Origin of the sequence: Microbacterium testaceum, from assembly GCF_006539145.1 — a bacterium.
GTDB lineage: Bacteria > Actinomycetota > Actinomycetes > Actinomycetales > Microbacteriaceae > Microbacterium > Microbacterium testaceum.
Map to the genome: position 1 here is coordinate 411,412 of NZ_BJML01000001.1, position 16,521 is coordinate 427,932.

Sequence of the window (16,521 nt, forward strand, 5' to 3'; positions counted from 1 at the left end):
ACGACCCTCCCAGTTGTAGACCCAGGCCCCAACGACCCTCTTCCGCCGAGCGATCGAGCGGGGGTGATGCCTGATGGATTACGTCATGCTGGTTGTGGGGCTCGTGCTCACCGTGGGAACCGGACTCTTCGTCGCGAGCGAGTTCGCCCTCGTCAACCTCGACCGTGCCGACCTCGAATCGCGTCGTGCCGCCGGGGAGACCCGGCTGTCGTTGACGATCGATGCTCTTCGCATCACGTCGACGCACCTGTCGAGCGCGCAACTCGGGATCACCCTCACCACGCTGCTCACCGGTTACACGATGGAACCGGCGATCTCGAACCTGCTGCGGCCGGTGTTCCAGACCTGGGGACTGCCCGAGGCGATCACGGTGTCGCTCGCCGCGATCATCGGTGTCGGCTTCGCCACGGTGCTCTCGATGATCCTCGGCGAGCTCGTCCCCAAGAACTTCGCGCTGGCGATTCCGCGGCAGACGGGCAAGCTCGTCATGCCCTTCCAGGTCGCGTTCACGGCGGTGTTCAAGCCCGCGATCGTCGTGCTCAACGGCAGCGCCAACGGCGTCTTGCGCGCCATGGGCGTCGAGCCCAAGGAGGAGCTGTCGGGAGCGCGTTCCGCCGAAGAGCTGTCGAGCCTTGTCAAGCGCTCGGCCAGCGCGGGCATGCTCGAGAAAGACACGGCGTCCCTCCTCGACCGCAGTCTCACCTTCGCGCGCCTCAGCGCGGCCGATGTGATGACCCCGCGGCCGAGCGTGCACGCGCTCGCCGCGGGCGACCCCGCCGACGACGTGGTGCAGCTCGCCCGGCGCACCGGCCACAGTCGCTTCCCCGTGTACGGCGAGTCGATGGACGACATCGTCGGCGTCGTGCACCTCAAGGCCGCGATCGGCGTGCCGCGCGAGAAGCGCAGTGAGGTGCCCGTGGCCGCCCTGTCGACCGAGCCGCTGCGCGTCCCCGAGACCGTGCACCTCGACGCCCTCGTCTCGGAGCTGCGCTCGCGCGGCTACCAGATGGCGATCGTCATCGACGAGTACGGCGGAACGGCCGGAGTCGTCACCCTCGAAGACCTCGTGGAGGAGATCGTGGGCGAGGTGCTCGACGAGCACGACCGCTCACGCGCCGGCGTGGTGCGCACGAACGCCTTCGTCGCCTTCCCCGGCGATCTGCGCCCCGACGAGGCCCTCGACCGTGCCGGGGTGCGCGTGCCCGAGGGCGAGGTCTACGACACGGTGGGCGGATACATCATGGCCGCGCTCGAGCGCATCCCCGCCGTCGGCGACACCGTCGATCTCGAGGACGGACGACTCGCCGTGCAGCGCATGGACGGCCGTCGCGTCGATCGCGTGCAGTTCACGCCGACCCCGGTCGAGCAGAACGTCGGCGACCTCGTCCGCGAGGCGAAGGGCGGTGACCAGCGATGAGCGACTGGGCCGGAATCGCCTGGCTGGTGGTCCTCCTGGCCGCCAACGCCTTCTTCGTCGGCGCCGAGTTCGCCGTCATCTCGGCACGACGCTCGCAGATCGAGCCGCACGCCGACCGGGGATCGCGCGCCGCCAAGACGGCGCTGTACGCGATGGAGCACGCGACCCTCATGCTGGCGACCTGCCAGCTGGGTATCACGATCTGCTCGCTGCTGATCCTGAACGTCTCGGAGCCCGCGATCCATCACCTGCTCGCGGGACCGCTGGGGCTCACCGGCATTCCCGAGGCGGCGGTGGACGTCGTCGGCTTCGTCGTCGCTCTGCTGGTGGTGTCGTACCTGCACGTGGTGTTCGGCGAGATGGTCCCGAAGAACCTGGCGTTCTCGTTGCCGGACCGCGCCGTCCTGATGCTCGCCCCGCCGCTCGTGGCCGTCTCGAAGGCGTTCCACCCGATCATCGTGGCGCTCAACTGGACCGCGAACCACGTGCTGCGGCTGTTTCGTGTCGAGCCGAAGGACGAGGCCGCCTCGACCTACACGCTCGACGAGGTCGCCACGATCGTCACGCAGTCGCGCCGCGAGGGCGTCCTCGACGACTCGGCTGGGACGGTCACCGCCGTGGTGGAGTTCACCGAGAAGAAGGCGGCCGACATCGCGGTGCCCGTCAGTGCGCTGGTGACCCTGCCCGAGACGACCACCCCCGCAGAGATCGAGCGGGCCGTCGCCCAGCACGGCTACTCGCGCTACGTGATCGTCGACGAGACGGGGCACCCCACCGGGTACGTGCACCTCAAAGACGTGCTGCGCGCGGCGGAGGGATCGGATGCCGACATGGCGCGGCCCATCCCGAGCAAGCGCGTGCACCACATGGTGTCGATGCTCGAGACCACCGACCTCGAGGACGCTCTGGCTCTCATGCGTCGGTCCGGTCGCCACCTCGCACAGGTGCGCGACGAGCGCGGCGACGTGCAGTCGGTCCTCTTCCTCGAGGACGTCATCGAAGAGCTGGTCGGCGAAGTGCAGGACGCCACCGAGCGTCGTCGCTTCGTCTGAACACGACACCGGATGCCGCGGAGCCGGGGCTCCGTGGCATCCGGTGTCTTCGTGTGAGGTCGCGCGGGTACGAGCGGCCGGCGCGGCGCGAGATCACGTGACCGTGCCCACAGCACCCGTCGTGGCGCGTGCTGTGGGCGAGATCACGTGATCCGGCCCCTGAAGAGGGCGGTACGGCGCGAGATCACGTGACCTGGATCGGGGCGGTGGTCAGTAGGCGCGAAGGTACTGCGCGGGGGCGGGGGAGTCCGCACCGAGAGCGGCCGCGGCGCGCAGCGCGTAGTGCGGGTCGCGGAGCCACTCCCGACCCGACATGATCGCATCGGCGCGCCCGTCGGCGAGGATCTGCTCGCCGAACGTGGGGTCGTCGATCATGCCGACCGCGCTGACCAGGAGCCCCGTCTCGCGGCGCACGGTGTCGGCATAGTCGACCTGGTAGCCGGGGCCGGGGACGATGCGCTGCTCGGGCACGAGGCCTCCGCTGGACACATCGATGAGGTCGGCGCCCGCGTCGGCGACGAGACGGGCGGCGGCCACGGTGTCGGCGACGTCCCAGCCGCCGTCGGCCGCGTCGGTCGCCGAGAAGCGCACGAACACGGCGGCGTCCCCCGCGGCGGCGCGAACCGCCTCGGTCACGCGGACCAGCAGGCGCACGCGGTTCTCGAACGACCCGCCGTACGCGTCGTCGCGGTGGTTGGTGAGGGGAGAGAGGAACTGGTGCAGCAGGTAGCCGTGGGCGGCGTGCACCTCGACGACCTCGAAACCGGCGCGAACGGCCCGGCGGGTGGCATCCGCGAAGTCGGTGACGACCTTCTCGATCCCCCCGGCATCGAGAGCGACGGGGGCGGCGAAGCTGTCGTAGGCCAGGGCCGAGGGAGCGACGGTGGTCCAACCCCCCTCGGCGGCAGCGATCGTGCCGCGGCCCCCGGTGAGGGGCGAGGTGGTCGAGGCCTTCCGGCCGGCGTGGCCGAGCTGCACCCCGGCGACGGCACCGCGCGAGCGGATCGCGGCGACGATGGGGGTCCACGCCTCCGCCTGCTCGTCGGTCCAGATACCGGCGTCCTCGGGCGAGATGCGGCCCTCGGGCGAGACGGCCGTCGCCTCGGCGATCACCATGCCGGCACCGCCCGCGGCGAACTGCGCGAGGTGCACGTGGTGCCAGTCGTTCGGGACCCCCTCGATCGCGCTGTACTGACACATGGGGGAGACCCAGAGGCGGTTGCGCACCTCGGTACCGCGGATGGACAGGGGTGTGAAGAGGGCACTCATGAGGACCTTTGCGTTCTAGGGTGACGCCATGACGGCGAAGGACTTCAGCGGGCACGATGTCGCCCGCGCACTGCGGAAGCCAACGGCGGACGACGACAAGTATTCCCGCGGGGTGGTCGGGCTGCGAACCGGCTCGGCCCGGTACCCGGGCGCTGCGGTGCTCGGCGTCGAGGCCGCGTGGCGCACCGGGACGGGGATGGTCCGCTACCTCGGCCCCGCACGTGCCCAGGACTTCGTGCTGCAGCGTCGCCCCGAGACCGTGACGGCCGACGGGCGCGTGCAGGCGTGGGTGATGGGATCGGGTACGGATGCCGCCGAGCGCGACGCGGCCGAGACCGCAGCGCTGCGCGGCATCCTGTCGGGTGAGATCCCCGTGGTCGTCGATGCCGGGGCGCTGAATCTCGTCGCGGGAGCGACGGCCCCCGTGATCGTCACGCCCCACGCGCGGGAGCTCGACCGGTTGCGCGACGGTCTCGGGTTGCCGAGGGTCGATGCGCGCGACGACGACGCGCGAGAGGCGGCGGCGCGAGAGACGGCCGAGGCCTTCGGGGGAGTCGTGCTCTCGAAGGGCGCGGTCACGATCGTCGCGGCGGCCGGGGGCTGGACGCGACGCGTCTCGGCCGGGACGCCGTGGCTCGCGACCGCGGGCACCGGCGACGTGCTCGGCGGAGTGCTCGGGGCCGTGCTGGCGGGATCGGTGGCCGCCGGGCGGGACGGCGTGGAGGATCTGGCCGCCGCAGCCGCCGCGGCCGCATGGTTGCACGGGAGGGCCGGGCGGGTGGCATCCCTCGCCCGCGGCGACGGCGGGGGCCCCATCGCGGCGCTCGACGTCGCCGAAGCCCTGCCGGGCGTCGTGGCCGCGGTGCTGAGGGACTCGATCGCGTAACGGTTCTCCGCGCCGAGCCGCTCGACGGCGGGGGTCCGGCCCGCCCTGGTCCGGGGCGCCGCGCGTCGCCCGCTTAGGATGAGGCGGTGTTGAGGCGTGTCGTTCCCCTGTTGGTCGCATTCGTCGCCGTGCACGTCGTGGTGGGGGTCCTGGGCTACCAGCAGCCCAACGAACCCATGGGCGATGTGTACCTGGTGTACGAACCCTGGTCGCGGTGCGCCCTCTTCGGCGGCGTCGATGTGACCTCGTGCACGCGGAGCGACGCGTGGGCCTGGCCGGGCATCACCGAGAAGTGGATCTACCCGCAGCTCGCGTTCCTGCCGATGACGTTCGCGTGGGTCTTCGCCTGGGCCGTCGGCTACACCCCGGCGTGGGCGATCACCGTCGCGCTCTTCAACCTCGTCGCCTTCGTCGTGCTGGTCGGCAAGGGGCGTTCGACCGGTCGTGTGCTCGCCGCCTGGTTCTGGCTCGCCGCCATCCTGCTGATCGGCCCCGTGGGGCTGTACCGCATCGACGGCATCACGGTGCCCTTCGCGATCCTCGGCAGCATCTGGATGCTCCGGCGCCCGTTCGTGGCCTCCCTTCTGCTCTCGATCTCGGTGTGGATGAAGGTGTGGCCCGCCGCGATCCTCGCCGCCGGGCTCATCGTCGTTCGCCGCCGGCTCGCTCTCGTGTGGGGAGCCGTCGCGGTGTCGCTCGCGACGATCATCCCCGTCGTGGCCCTGGGCGGAGCGCCCTACGTCTTCGGCTTCGTCGGCGACCAGACCTCGCGCGGCATCCAGATGGAGGCCCCCGTCGGCGGTCTGTACATGTTCCTCGCCGCGTTCTACGTGCCGGGGAGCGAGGTCTACTACGACGGCGGCGTGCTCACCTTCCAGGTGACCGGGCCCGGGGCCGAGCCCCTCATCGCCGCGATGACACCGATCATGCTGCTCACGATGGTCGCCGTCGCGATCGTCGGCGTGGCGAAGATGCGCCGCGGGGCGACCTTCCTCTTGCTCTTCCCACCGCTGACCCTGGCACTGGTGACGGCGTTCATCGCGCTGAACAAGGTCGGCTCCCCCCAGTACTACGTGTGGCTGTTCGCCCCTGTCGTGCTCGGACTCATGATCGACCGCCGTCGCTGGTACGCCTTCGCCGGGATGACGCTCGTGATCGCCGCGCTCACGCAGTGGATGTACCCGCTGCTGTACGACGGACTCATGGCGACGCACCCGAACCCCTTCCCCGTGGTGGTGCTCGAGGCGCGCAACCTGCTCGCCCTCGTGCTGCTGGTGTGGGCGATCGTGCGCGTCGTGCGCGTTCCCACGGGGCGTGTGCGTCCGCCGGCGGGGCTTCGCGAGATCGTGACGGGGCGCCGTCCGATCCCGGCCCGGGTTCCGACCGGGCGCTGATCGGGGCGAGCCGTCCCGTGCTGCGGGCCGGAGACGTAGTCTCGATCCATGCTCATCGCTTTCTCGGTCGCCCCGTCCGGTGTCGGCACCGCCGCCACGGAGAACCCCGACGGATCCGTTCACGACGCGGTCGCCGCGGCTGTCGCCGTCGTGCGCGCCTCGGGCTTACCGCACCGCACGACCTCGATGTTCACCGAGGTCGAGGGGGAGTGGGACGAGGTGTTCGCCGTGGTGAAGGCGGCGACGGATGCCGTGATGCCCTACGGATCGCGTGTCTCGCTGGTGCTGAAGGCGGATATCCGCCCCGGGCGCACCGGCGAGCTCGACGGCAAGATCGAACGCCTCGAGAACGCTTTGGAGCGCCGCGCGGACTGACCCCCGGGGCGGGGGGAGCGTTCGGCGACCACGCCACTCCCGACTCTCGAAACGATTCGACCCGAGCCCGCGCGCCGACTAGCATCGCCTGGTGACCTCTTCGACGATCTCGAGAGGTGCGGCGATGCGGGCGCTCCTTTCTCTCGCCATCGGCAGTTTCGGCATCGGCATGACCGAGTTCGTGGTGATGGGTCTGCTGCCCAACATCGCCCGCGAACTCGTCCCCGGTGCGTGGGCCGCGTCCCCGGACGACGCGATCGCCCAGGCGGGCTGGCTCATCTCGCTCTACGCCCTGGGCGTCGTCGTCGGAGCTCCCACGATCGCCGGCTCCGTGGCCCGCTTCCCGCGGCACCGCGTGATGATCGTGCTGGCCGCGGCCCTGGCGTTCTTCACCCTGCTGACCGTGATCGCCCCCACGTTCGAGCTCGTCGCGGCATCCCGCTTCCTCGCCGGGCTCCCTCACGGCGCGTACTTCGGCATCGGTGCTCTCGTCGCCGCCGACGCTCTCGGCCCGGGCAACCGCGCCAAGGGCGTGGCGTTCGTCCTCACGGGCCTGACGATCGCCAACGTCGTCGGCGTTCCCCTCGGTACCCTCCTCGGTCAACAGGTCGGCTGGCGCGCCGCCTTCGCCGTGGTCACCGCCATCTTCCTGCTCGCGACGATCTGCATCGCCCTGTTCGTGCCGAAGCACCCCGGCTCACCGGGGCGGCGGCTGCGCGACGAGCTGCGAGTGTTCCGCATCGGTCAGGTCTGGCTCGCCCTCGGCATCGGGGCGATCGGTTTCGGCGGGTTTTTCGCGATGTACAGCTACATCGCCCCCATGATCACCGAGATCGCGGGTCAGCCCGAGTGGGCCGTCTCGCTCGTGCTGGTGCTCGTGGGCATCGGCATGACGATCGGCAACATCGTCGGCGGCGCCCTCGCCGACAAAGACCTGCGGTTCTGGCTCTTCACGGGCCTCGTCGCCCTGGGGGCGGCATCCGTCGGTCTGGCCCTGACGGCGGGGTGGATCGTGAGCCTGGTGCTGTTCGCGTTCCTCGTGGCGTTCTGCGGCTCGGCGCTGAGCCCCGCGATCCAGACGCGCCTCATGGACGTGGCCGAAGACAACCAGTCGATCGCCGCGGCCCTCAACCACTCGGCGCTGAACATCGGCAACAGCCTCGGTGCCTTCTTGGGCGGTCTCGCGATCGCCGCCGGGCTCGGTCTCGTGGCGCCGGCGTGGGTCGGTGCGGTGCTCGCCGCGGGTGGGCTCGTTGTGGCGATCGTGGCGTACCGGGTCGAGGACCGCACCGGACGCCACCCCGATCACCGGATGCCGGCGGCCGAGGCCGCGCAGACCGCGATCACCGGATCGATCCCGACGCAGGGCTGACGCGGTCGGCCGGCCGCCTCCCGCGAGTGTCCAGAACACCCGGACGTTCCGCTGCACTGTCCGGGTGTCGTGGACACTCGACCAGGCGCAGCGGTCGTCGCCATCACCGCCGCTCCCGCCGCGACCCGCACTCGGCGCTCGGGCGGGCTCGCGCGGTGACGGGAACCCCGTCGGGCGGATCGGCGGATGCCGTGGGCTCGCGGCATCCGCCGATCGTCAGGTCGCGAGGAGTCGGCGCAGGTGCGCGGCGACCGCGGCGGTCTCGATGAGGAAGCCGTCGTGGCCGAAGTCGCTCGAGAGGACGATCGCGCTGTCTGCGTCGAGGGTGTTCGGGATGCCGCGGGCGATGCGGTGCTGCCCGTCGATGGGGAACAGGCGGTCGCTGTCGACGCCCAGGACGAGGGTCGTGGCGGTGACGCGGCGCAGCGCGTCTTCGACGCCGTCGCGGTCGCGGCCGACGTCGTGCGAGTTCATCGCCTCGACGAGGACGAGGTAGCTGTTGGCGTCGAAGCGCCGCGTGAACTTGTTGCCGTGGAAGTCGAGGTACGACTCGACGGCGAAGCGACCACCGCGGCCGAGTGGGCTCACCCCCGACTGCCACGATCGCTGGAAACGCTGGTTCAGTTCGGTGGGGCTTCGGTAGTTGAGCAGCGCCATGCGCCGGGCGAGGGCGAGACCGCGGTGCGGGCCGTCTCCGTCGCCGGAGTCGTAGTACTCGCCACCCGCGAAGCGCGGGTCGACGCGCACGGTGTCGAGCTGCACGGAGTTCAACGCGATCTGGTCGGCCGTGGTGACGGGGGGTGCGGAGAGGATCGCCGCGCGCTCGACGCGGTCGGGGAAGCCGACGGCCCACTCGAGCGCGTGCATTCCGCCCATCGACCCGCCGACGACGGCGTTCCAGCGCTCGATGCCGAGCTGGTCGGCGAGGAGGGCCTGGGCTCGCACCTGGTCGCGGATCGTGAGGTACGGGAAGCGCGAGGCCCACTCGTAGCCGTCGGGGGCGACGCTCGCGGGACCCGTGGAGCCCTGGCAGCCGCCCAGCATGTTCGGGGCGACGACGAAGTACCGGTCGGTGTCGATCGCGGCCCCCGGCCCCACGAGGTCGCTCCACCAACCGGCCGTGGGGTGCCCGGGACCGGCGGAGCCGCGGACGTGGCTGTCGCCGGTGAGGGCGTGCAGGATGAGCACGGCGTTGTCGCGCGCGGGGGAGAGCTCCCCCCAGGTCTCGAACGCGAGGCGGAACGCGGGGAGGGACTCGCCGCTCTCGGTCTCGAAGACGCCGAAGGCGGCGAAGCGTCGGTCGCCGACGGGGTCGCCGTCGCGCCACGCGCCGGTCGCGGGGGGTCTGCCGAGGAGGGAGCGGGCGTCCGCCTCCGTCACCGGGGCCGAGGGCACCGTGTCTTCGGAGATCTGCCAGTCCATGGCATCCATTCTCCCTAGGTGGGGAGGATCGCCACGAACTGTTACGACCGGTGCGACGACAAGGGTCTGCGCGGTGCCCCGACCACCGGTGGACCCCGTTGTCCAGCCCCCGCCGACGCACGGGTCGGCTCGTCATGATCGCGGCATGGCGAACTTCCTCCTCATCGCGGCCTCGAGCGACATCGGTCAGGCGACGGCGACACGACTGCAGGGCGCGGGTCACCGCGTCGTGACCACCGCGCGGGACTCCTCGCGGATCGAGCCCGATTTCTTCCTGGATGCGACCGATTTCGACGCCGTCGACCGCGTCGTCGGCGAGGCGGGGGAGCTCGACGGCATCGCGGTGTTCGCGGGTTCCATGTTGCTCAAGCCCGCGCACCTGACCTCGCGCGCGCAGTACGACGACCTCATCGCCGCCTCGCTCACCACGGCGTTCGCTGCGGTGCGCGCCGCGGGCTCGCACATGCGCGACGGCGGTGCGGTCGTGCTCGTGTCGTCGGCGGCCGCCCTCGCGGGTCTTCCGAACCACGACGGGATCGCCGCGGCGAAGGCCGGAGTGGTCGGACTGACCCTGTCGGCGGCGGCGAGCTACGCCGCGCACGGACTGCGCGTGAACGCCGTCGCGCCGGGTCTCGTCCAGACCCGGCTGACCGAGAAGCTCACCTCCAGCGACATGTCGCGCACGGTGTCGGAGGCGATGCACCCGCTCGGGCGGCTCGGCGAGCCCGACGACGTGGCGCGCGCCGTGGAGTTCCTGCTCGCGCCTGAGAACGCCTGGATGACGGGACAGGTGCTCGGCGTCGACGGCGGGCTGGGGAGTCTGCGGCCGCGTCAGAAGGTATAGCGCGGGGTTCCGCTCGTGCGCCGGCACGGCCCGGGCGGCCCGGTTCCGGTGGGGGAGGTCCCTTTGGCGGAGGGGATCCGGGCGGCGGAGGGGGAATGCGGCGACGTCGGTCCTCCGCTCCCCGAATCTCCTCCCGCGGGCTCGATCCGAGGCGGTAGGCGCGGTGTGGTCGGACCGATCGCTTCCCCCCAGATGCTCGAGATTCGGAGACGCACGAACGCCCCGCCCGGAGAGCCGGGACGGGGCGTTCGCGACACCGCGTCAGGCGCGCGCGGCCTCGGACAGGCGACGCGCCGACGCGAGGGCCTGGTCGAGGTCGGCCTTGAGGTCGTCGATGTTCTCGAGGCCCACCGACAGTCGCACGAGGCCCGGCGTGACCCCCGCGGTCAGCTGCTGCTCGGGGGTGAGCTGCGAGTGCGTGGTCGAGGCCGGGTGGATGACGAGCGAGCGCACGTCGCCGATGTTGGCCAGGTGGCTGAAGAGGCCGAGCGAGTTGACGAACTCGCGGCCCGCCTCGACTCCGCCCTTGAGCTCGAACGACAGGACCGCACCCACGCCCTTGGGGGCGTAGTTGTTCGCGGCGGCGTACCAGGGCGACGTGGGGAGGCCGGAGTAGTTCACCGTGGCGACGTCGGGGTGCGACTCGAGCCACTCCGCGATCTCCTGTGCGTTCTGGACGTGGCGCTCGATGCGCAGGGACAGGGTCTCGATGCCCTGGATGAGCTGCCACGCGCTCTGGGGGGCGATCGAGGCGCCGAGGTCGCGCAGCAGCTGCACGCGCGCCTTGATGATGTACGCGAGACCGTCGCCGACCGCCTGCGTGTAGACGGCGCCGTGGTACGAGGGGTCGGGCGTGGTCAGGCCCGGGAAGCGGTCGGAGTGCTCGGACCAGCTGAACGTTCCGCCGTCGACGATGACGCCGCCGATCGTGGTGCCGTGTCCGCCGAGGAACTTCGTCGCCGAGTGCACGATGATGTCGGCGCCGTGCTCGAAGGGGCGGATCAGGTACGGGGTCGCGATCGTGTTGTCGACGATGAGCGGCACGCCCGCGTCGTGCGCCACGTCGGCGACCGAGCGGATGTCGAGCACGTTGATCTTGGGGTTGCCGATGGTCTCGGCGAAGAACAGCTTGGTGTTCGGGCGGACGGCGGCGCGCCACTCGGCGGGGTCGTCCTGGTTCTCCACGAACGTGGTCTCGATGCCGAGCTTGGCGAGCGTGTACTTGAACAGGTTGTACGTGCCGCCGTAGATCGAGCTGGACGAGACGATGTGGTCGCCGGCCTGCGCGATGTTGAGCACGGCGAAGGTTTCGGCCGCCTGGCCGCTGGCGACGAGGAGGGCGCCCGTGCCGCCCTCGAGGCCCGCGACGCGCTGCTCGACGACGTCCTGCGTGGGGTTCTGGATGCGCGTGTAGATGTTGCCGAACTCGGCCAGGGCGAACAGGTTCGCGGCGTGGTCGGCGTTGTCGAACACGTACGAGGTGGTCTGGTAGATCGGGGTGGCACGCGCCTTGGTCACCGGGTCGGGCTGGGCACCCGTGTGGATCTGCTTGGTCTCGAAACGCCAGTTCTCGGGTGCCGACATGACTGCTCCTCAGCTTCGGGAGGCCGGGCGAACGCCCTGGCCTGCTGCGAGCGTAGGGATCGCCCCGGGCAGCGACAAGCGCCCCGGACACGGGCCGTAACACCTCGGCCGTCCCGGTGCCGGAAGGGACCGATAGCGTGGATGCCATGACGCGACGCGCAGTGGTGACCGGGGCGAGTTCGGGTATCGGAGAGGCGACGGCGAGGCTCTTGCGCTCGCGCGGGTGGGACGTGGTGGGCGTCGCCCGCCGCGCCGACCGTCTCGAAGCCCTCGAGGCCGAGACGGGTGTCGTCGCGCACGCGGCCGACCTCACCGACGCCGACGACATCGCGGGTCTTGAGACCTGGCTGGGCGAGACCGGGGGCGTCGACGCCCTCGTGCACATCGCGGGCGGGGCCCGCGGCAGCGACCGGATCGAAGACGGCGATGCCGAGGATTGGCGCTGGATGTTCGAGGCGAACGTGCTCTCGGGGCAGCGGCTCGTGGCATCCCTTCTGCCGCTCCTGCGCCGGGCCGCGGACGCGAGCGGCCACGCCGACCTGCTCTTCGTCACCTCGACCGCCGCGCAGGTGGCCTATCCGGGCGGCGGTGGGTACAACGCGGCCAAGGCGGGCGAGGCCATGCTCGTGCGCGCGCTGCGCCAGGAGCTCAACGGCGAGCCGCTGCGCGTCATCGAGATCGCCCCGGGCATGGTGCGCACGGAGGAGTTCACCCTCAACCGCCTGGGCGGTGATCAGGATGCCGCCGACAAGCTCTACGAGGGGGTCGAGTCGCCGCTCGTCGCCGGCGACGTCGCCGACGTCATCGTCTATGCGCTCGATGCGCCCGGCCACGTCAACCTCGACCTGGTGACCCTGCGCCCCGTCGCGCAGTCGGCGCAGCACCTCCTGGCGCGGGGGCCTCTGACGACACGCTGACGCGAGGGCGCGCCCCCTGACCGGGGGCGCGGCTCAGGCGATCTCTCCGTTCGCGGCGGCCGGACGTGCGCTCGCCTCCGTGTCAGCGAACGCGACCTTCGGCACGAACAGGAGCAGGATCACGGCGAGGAACCCGCCGGCGCTGCAGATGATCCAGACCGTCAGGTACCCGGCGAAGGGGGCGGCCGTGCCGACCACCGCCCCCGCACCGCCCGCGAGGACGACGCCGAAGACGGCGGACGACATCGTGCCGCCCACGGTTTTGGTCGTGTTGGTGAGGGCGGTCGCCACTCCCGTCTGTCCGCGGGGAGCAGCCGCTGCGGCCGCCGCCGGCATCGCCGCGACCAGCGCCCCCGATCCGAGTCCGGCGACGCCGAGGCACAGCAGCACCTGCCAGAGCGTGGTGTGCAGCGGAAGGAACAGCGCGTAACCGACACCGACGAGCCCGGCAGCGCCGATCAGCACGAGGCGCGGACTCGCGCGCCGCGAGGTGACGGCGAAGAGGACGGCGCCCACGATGACCGATACGAGGTACACCCCGATCACGTTCGAGCGGTCGGTGGCATCCAATCCGAGTCCGTACCCGAGCGCGGGGTCCGTTCCGGCATAGGTGGCGAGGGGACCCTGCGCGCCCAGCAGGCTGATGCCCACCAGGAAGGCCGTGGTCTGCACCGGCCACATCTCGGGGCGTCGGAGGACGCGGATGTCGATCGCCGGGTCTCGCTGGGCGAGCTCGTAGCGGACGAACATCGCTCCCAGCACGACGCCCGCGAGGAGGAGTCCGACGACGACGACGGGTCCCGGTCCGTCGGGCAACCGCACGAAGGACAGCGCGCCGGTGACGCACAGCAGTGCACCGGCCAGGATCGCGAAGCCGCCCACGTCGAGACGGCGCCGCCCGTCCGGCCGCTCGGACTCCGGGATCCCGAGCCAGATGACGGGGCAGACGACGGTGACCACGATCGCCGGGACGGCGAGCGAGAGGCGCAGGTCGCCTCCGGTGGCGGTGAAGAGGCGTCCGGCTGCGAGAGCGCCGACGATGGCGCCGATCTGTAATCCGACCACCAGGAGGCCGGCCGCCCGCCGCGTCCGTGACACGCCGTGCTGCTCTCGACGGCCGCGGTCGAAGATGAGGGCGATCTCGAGGGGGAGCCAGACGACATAGAAGCCCTGCAGCGCCCAGGCGGCGAGGAAGGCGCCGAACGAGTCCGCGAACACGAGCCACCAACTCGCCGCAGCGGACGCCAGGGCCGAGAACAGCAGGACGCGCTTGTGGCCGAACATGTCGCCGAGCTTGGCGAGCACGGGGAGCACGAGGGCCGAGAGCAGGAGCTGCGCGGCCTCGAACCAGTTGACGTCGGCGTCGCGGATCCCGAGGTGCGTGACGATGTCGGGGAGGAGGGGCACGTAGAACCCCTGCAGGATGCCGCTGGCGAATTCCACCAGGACGAACCAACCGATGAGGCCCGCGGTCACCCCGAGCGCGGAGGCGCGCACCCGTGCGACCGCGCCGGAGACGCGCGACATGGCGCGAGAGTAACACCGTCGCCGCGCGTGCCGATGGCACCCCCGGACGCGGCAGAGCCCGACCCGCGGAGCCGGGATGTCGTCGCACGGATTCGGCGTGCTACGTTCACTCGTAAACGTGCAAAAAAAGGGGGCAGTCTGGAGGGGTGCGACGTGCGGTCCGCGGCAAGTGAGGGGGTCGGACTGCGAGGGTACATGACGCCGTCCGAGAGGGTGACCCGGTTCGCGCGGCTCGACGATCCGACGGTCGCCCGCCCTGCCGAGCAGCTCGACGATGCTCTCTCGCCGACTCCGACTTTACGTGCTCTCGCCCCCGCGACCTCCCCGAGTGCAGGCCGGGGCGCATCTGCATCCCGCGGGCGACCGGCGCCGGATCGAGCGTGAGCGGTTCTCGCCAGTGTCGCACCGGCACGGGTTTCGCGCGCACTCGGGCCTGGCCGAAGACCGCGCACGCGGGTTCCGTAGGGGGAGGCGCCTGGGGCGGGCCTCTGAATCGGCTGGCAATTGTGTTAGTTTCTGCTTGTAAACAAGCAAAAAGCAGGAGCAACCGTGTCGAGCAGCGTCACTGCACCCTCAGAGCCCGCGTCCCCGATGTCGCCGGAGCGACTCGCGCGCGAGAACCTGCCCCTGGCGAAATACCTCGCGGTCGAGAAGGCGCGCAGTGCCCAGCACGTCGACCTCGACGACCTGCTGTCGGCGGCCTATCTGGGCCTGGCGACCGCGTCGATGGAGTACGAGCCCGAACGCGGCATCCCCTTCGGCGCCTACGCGCGCACCAAGATCACCTGGGCCATCCTGAACGAGATGCGCTCCGCCGATCCCGCGGGTGAGCGCAGTCGCGAGAAGATCGAGCGCGTCCGCGTCGCCGACGAGATCGTGCGCGCGCGCACCGGCCGCGCGGCGAGCGTCCCCGAGCTGGCGGCGGAATCGGGACTCGACGCGGACGTCGTGGTGAAGATGCAGGTGCTCGACGAGATGGTCCGCACCGGAACGAGCTTCGAAGTGCAGTTCGAGGGCGATGACTCCCGTCAGCCGGTCGACCTCACCGACAGCGTGATCCTCCCCGAGCACGCCGTCGAGCAGGCCGAGAAGCAGCGCATGCTCGATCGCATCATCGGAGCGCTGCCCGATCAGATGCGTCGCGTCATCCGCGGCGTGTACCTCGACGAACGCATGGTGAAAGACGTCGCGGCCGATCTCGAGGTGAGCCACGCCTATGTGTCCAAGCTCCGCCGTGTCGGCCTGACGCTCATGCGCGAGGCCCTCGACGCGTGGGAGAACGGCACGGTCCCCGACCGATCGACCGCCACGAAGGCCGCCTTCTTCGACGGCGTCTTCGGCCCCGTCGCCGTGCCGTCGGGCCGCGGAGCGAGAGATGCGGTGTCTTCGAGCGTCGACCTGACGGGACTGGCCCTCCCCGCCTGAGCGCAGAAGTTTCCTCGGGCGGGTCGGTTACACCTCGGCGGATCCGTCGCGATGGTGGGGGATGCGGGGCCACGGACGGCGCCGCATCAAACCCCATCCACGGAGGAACAACATGGGTCTTCAGATCGCAACCAACGTCGGTGCCCTCAACGCGTACCGCAACCTGTCGGCGAACCAGAACGACGTGTCGAAGTCGCTCGAGAAGCTCTCGAGCGGTCAGCGCATCAACCGCGCGGCCGACGACGCCGCCGGCCTCGCCATCTCCGAGGGTCTGCGCTCGCAGGTCAACGGCCTGAACGTGGCCGCGCGCAACGCCCAGGACGGCATCTCGGTCATCCAGACCGCGGAAGGCGCCCTGACCCAGGTCCACTCGATCCTGCAGCGCGTGCGCGACCTCGCGGTGCAGGCGGGTAACGACTCCAACAACCCCGCGTCGCGCGACGCGATCAAGACGGAGATCGACACTCTCGGCGAGGAGCTGACACGCGTCGCCGCGAGCACCAACTTCAACGGCATCAAGCTGCTGAACGGCGAGAACGCCTCGCTGACCTTCCAGGTCGGCGCCGGTGCCGTCGCCGCCGAGGACCAGATCTCGGTCACGCTCACGGACTTCAGCACGCTGGGCGCGACCATCGGTGCGCTGACCGTCGACTCGGCGACCAACGCGGCGACGTCCATCGCGGCCATCGACACCCAGATCTCGAACGTGTCGACCGCGCGTGCCGGTATCGGTGCCGCGCAGAACCGCTTCGAGTCGACCATCAACTCGCTGCAGGTCTCGGCCGAGAACCTCTCCGCCGCCAAGAGCCGCATCGTCGACACCGACATGGCGGCCCAGATGGTCAAGTACACGGCCTCGAACATCCTCGCTCAGGCGGGAACCGCGATGCTCGCCCAGGCCAACCAGTCGGGCCAGGGCGTCCTGCAGCTCCTGCGCTGATCCGCAGCACTGACGCGCCGACGACGCCCGGGCGGGGGATTGCTCCCGCTCGGGCGTCGTTCGCCCCGGGTTCGCTTCACCGACGGAAGGCGGAGAC

General features: G+C 70.9%; 14 protein-coding genes. 10 read left to right on the plus strand and 4 right to left on the minus strand.

Annotated features, from left to right (window positions below):
• Positions 1 to 73: 73 nt before the first annotated feature.
• Together MTE01_RS01965 and MTE01_RS01970 are read left to right on the plus strand one after the other, a co-directional pair.
• A complete protein-coding gene (locus tag MTE01_RS01965) occupies positions 74 to 1,417 on the plus strand; it encodes a hemolysin family protein (protein ID WP_141375438.1) in 1,344 nt (447 codons plus the stop codon).
• Positions 1,414 to 2,469, plus strand: a complete 1,056-nt coding sequence (locus MTE01_RS01970; RefSeq protein ID WP_103210066.1) for a hemolysin family protein — start codon at positions 1,414 to 1,416, stop codon at positions 2,467 to 2,469. Before MTE01_RS01965 ends, MTE01_RS01970 begins: the two co-directional genes overlap by 4 nt.
• A 210-nt stretch (positions 2,470 to 2,679) precedes the next feature.
• Here MTE01_RS01970 and MTE01_RS01975 read toward each other — a convergent pair whose 3' ends face one another.
• Complete coding sequence (locus tag MTE01_RS01975) at positions 2,680 to 3,738, minus strand: NADH:flavin oxidoreductase/NADH oxidase (RefSeq protein WP_141375440.1); 1,059 nt, start codon at positions 3,736 to 3,738, stop codon at positions 2,680 to 2,682.
• A gap of 28 nt (positions 3,739 to 3,766) precedes the next feature.
• On the opposite strand from MTE01_RS01975, the gene MTE01_RS01980 reads away from it, so the two are divergent.
• From MTE01_RS01980 to MTE01_RS01995, 4 genes are all read left to right on the plus strand, one after another.
• On the plus strand, positions 3,767 to 4,624 hold the full coding sequence (locus MTE01_RS01980; RefSeq protein ID WP_141375442.1) for an ADP-dependent NAD(P)H-hydrate dehydratase: 858 nt from the start codon (positions 3,767 to 3,769) through the stop codon (positions 4,622 to 4,624).
• 86 nt (positions 4,625 to 4,710) lie between these two features.
• On the plus strand, positions 4,711 to 6,018 hold the full coding sequence (locus tag MTE01_RS01985; protein WP_141375444.1) for a glycosyltransferase family protein: 1,308 nt from the start codon (positions 4,711 to 4,713) through the stop codon (positions 6,016 to 6,018).
• A 48-nt stretch (positions 6,019 to 6,066) separates the two neighbouring features.
• Positions 6,067 to 6,393, plus strand: a complete 327-nt coding sequence (locus MTE01_RS01990) for a thiamine-binding protein (protein WP_103210075.1) — start codon at positions 6,067 to 6,069, stop codon at positions 6,391 to 6,393.
• A gap of 124 nt (positions 6,394 to 6,517) precedes the next feature.
• Entirely contained in the window at positions 6,518 to 7,765 is a 1,248-nt protein-coding gene (locus MTE01_RS01995) for an MFS transporter (RefSeq protein WP_103210077.1), read from the plus strand.
• 216 nt (positions 7,766 to 7,981) lie between these two features.
• Here MTE01_RS01995 and metX read toward each other — a convergent pair whose 3' ends face one another.
• The gene (gene metX / locus MTE01_RS02000; RefSeq protein ID WP_116238474.1) at positions 7,982 to 9,187 is read right to left on the minus strand and encodes a homoserine O-acetyltransferase MetX; all 1,206 of its coding nucleotides are present in this window, start codon (positions 9,185 to 9,187) and stop codon (positions 7,982 to 7,984) included.
• A 145-nt stretch (positions 9,188 to 9,332) separates the two neighbouring features.
• Here metX and MTE01_RS02005 point away from each other — a divergent pair, with 145 nt between their 5' ends.
• Positions 9,333 to 10,031: an SDR family NAD(P)-dependent oxidoreductase gene (locus tag MTE01_RS02005; protein WP_141375446.1), complete on the plus strand. Its 699-nt coding sequence runs from the start codon at positions 9,333 to 9,335 to the stop codon at positions 10,029 to 10,031.
• A gap of 261 nt (positions 10,032 to 10,292) precedes the next feature.
• Here the strand turns inward: MTE01_RS02005 and MTE01_RS02010 are convergent, their stop codons facing one another.
• Positions 10,293 to 11,615 (minus strand): bifunctional o-acetylhomoserine/o-acetylserine sulfhydrylase, encoded by a 1,323-nt coding sequence (locus MTE01_RS02010; RefSeq protein ID WP_116238473.1) that lies wholly within the window; start codon positions 11,613 to 11,615, stop codon positions 10,293 to 10,295.
• Positions 11,616 to 11,761: 146 nt separating this feature from the next.
• Here MTE01_RS02010 and MTE01_RS02015 point away from each other — a divergent pair, with 146 nt between their 5' ends.
• Positions 11,762 to 12,532 (plus strand): SDR family oxidoreductase, encoded by a 771-nt coding sequence (locus MTE01_RS02015; RefSeq protein ID WP_174799623.1) that lies wholly within the window; start codon positions 11,762 to 11,764, stop codon positions 12,530 to 12,532.
• A gap of 33 nt (positions 12,533 to 12,565) precedes the next feature.
• On the opposite strand, the gene MTE01_RS02020 is transcribed toward MTE01_RS02015, so the two are convergent.
• Complete coding sequence (locus MTE01_RS02020) at positions 12,566 to 14,059, minus strand: MFS transporter (protein WP_174799624.1); 1,494 nt, start codon at positions 14,057 to 14,059, stop codon at positions 12,566 to 12,568.
• Between the two features lie 591 nt (positions 14,060 to 14,650).
• Here MTE01_RS02020 and MTE01_RS02025 point away from each other — a divergent pair.
• Both MTE01_RS02025 and MTE01_RS02030 read left to right on the plus strand, forming a co-directional pair.
• Positions 14,651 to 15,484 carry a sigma-70 family RNA polymerase sigma factor gene (locus MTE01_RS02025; protein ID WP_141375448.1) on the plus strand — a complete coding sequence of 278 codons (834 nt, stop codon included), beginning with the start codon at positions 14,651 to 14,653 and terminating at the stop codon, positions 15,482 to 15,484.
• Between the two features lie 112 nt (positions 15,485 to 15,596).
• On the plus strand, positions 15,597 to 16,424 hold the full coding sequence (locus tag MTE01_RS02030; RefSeq protein ID WP_103210087.1) for a flagellin N-terminal helical domain-containing protein: 828 nt from the start codon (positions 15,597 to 15,599) through the stop codon (positions 16,422 to 16,424).
• Positions 16,425 to 16,521 lie beyond the last annotated feature (97 nt).

Coding starts and splice junctions, on each gene's coding strand:
- MTE01_RS01965 (WP_141375438.1), top strand. CDS start 74: ATGGATTACGTCATGCTGGTTGTGGGGCTCGTGCTCACCGTGGGAACC.
- MTE01_RS01970 (WP_103210066.1), top strand. CDS start 1,414: ATGAGCGACTGGGCCGGAATCGCCTGGCTGGTGGTCCTCCTGGCCGCC.
- MTE01_RS01975 (WP_141375440.1), bottom strand. CDS start 3,738: ATGAGTGCCCTCTTCACACCCCTGTCCATCCGCGGTACCGAGGTGCGC.
- MTE01_RS01980 (WP_141375442.1), top strand. CDS start 3,767: ATGACGGCGAAGGACTTCAGCGGGCACGATGTCGCCCGCGCACTGCGG.
- MTE01_RS01990 (WP_103210075.1), top strand. CDS start 6,067: ATGCTCATCGCTTTCTCGGTCGCCCCGTCCGGTGTCGGCACCGCCGCC.
- MTE01_RS01995 (WP_103210077.1), top strand. CDS start 6,518: ATGCGGGCGCTCCTTTCTCTCGCCATCGGCAGTTTCGGCATCGGCATG.
- metX (WP_116238474.1), bottom strand. CDS start 9,187: ATGGACTGGCAGATCTCCGAAGACACGGTGCCCTCGGCCCCGGTGACG.
- MTE01_RS02005 (WP_141375446.1), top strand. CDS start 9,333: ATGGCGAACTTCCTCCTCATCGCGGCCTCGAGCGACATCGGTCAGGCG.
- MTE01_RS02010 (WP_116238473.1), bottom strand. CDS start 11,615: ATGTCGGCACCCGAGAACTGGCGTTTCGAGACCAAGCAGATCCACACG.
- MTE01_RS02015 (WP_174799623.1), top strand. CDS start 11,762: ATGACGCGACGCGCAGTGGTGACCGGGGCGAGTTCGGGTATCGGAGAG.
- MTE01_RS02020 (WP_174799624.1), bottom strand. CDS start 14,059: ATGTCGCGCGTCTCCGGCGCGGTCGCACGGGTGCGCGCCTCCGCGCTC.
- MTE01_RS02025 (WP_141375448.1), top strand. CDS start 14,651: ATGTCGCCGGAGCGACTCGCGCGCGAGAACCTGCCCCTGGCGAAATAC.
- MTE01_RS02030 (WP_103210087.1), top strand. CDS start 15,597: ATGGGTCTTCAGATCGCAACCAACGTCGGTGCCCTCAACGCGTACCGC.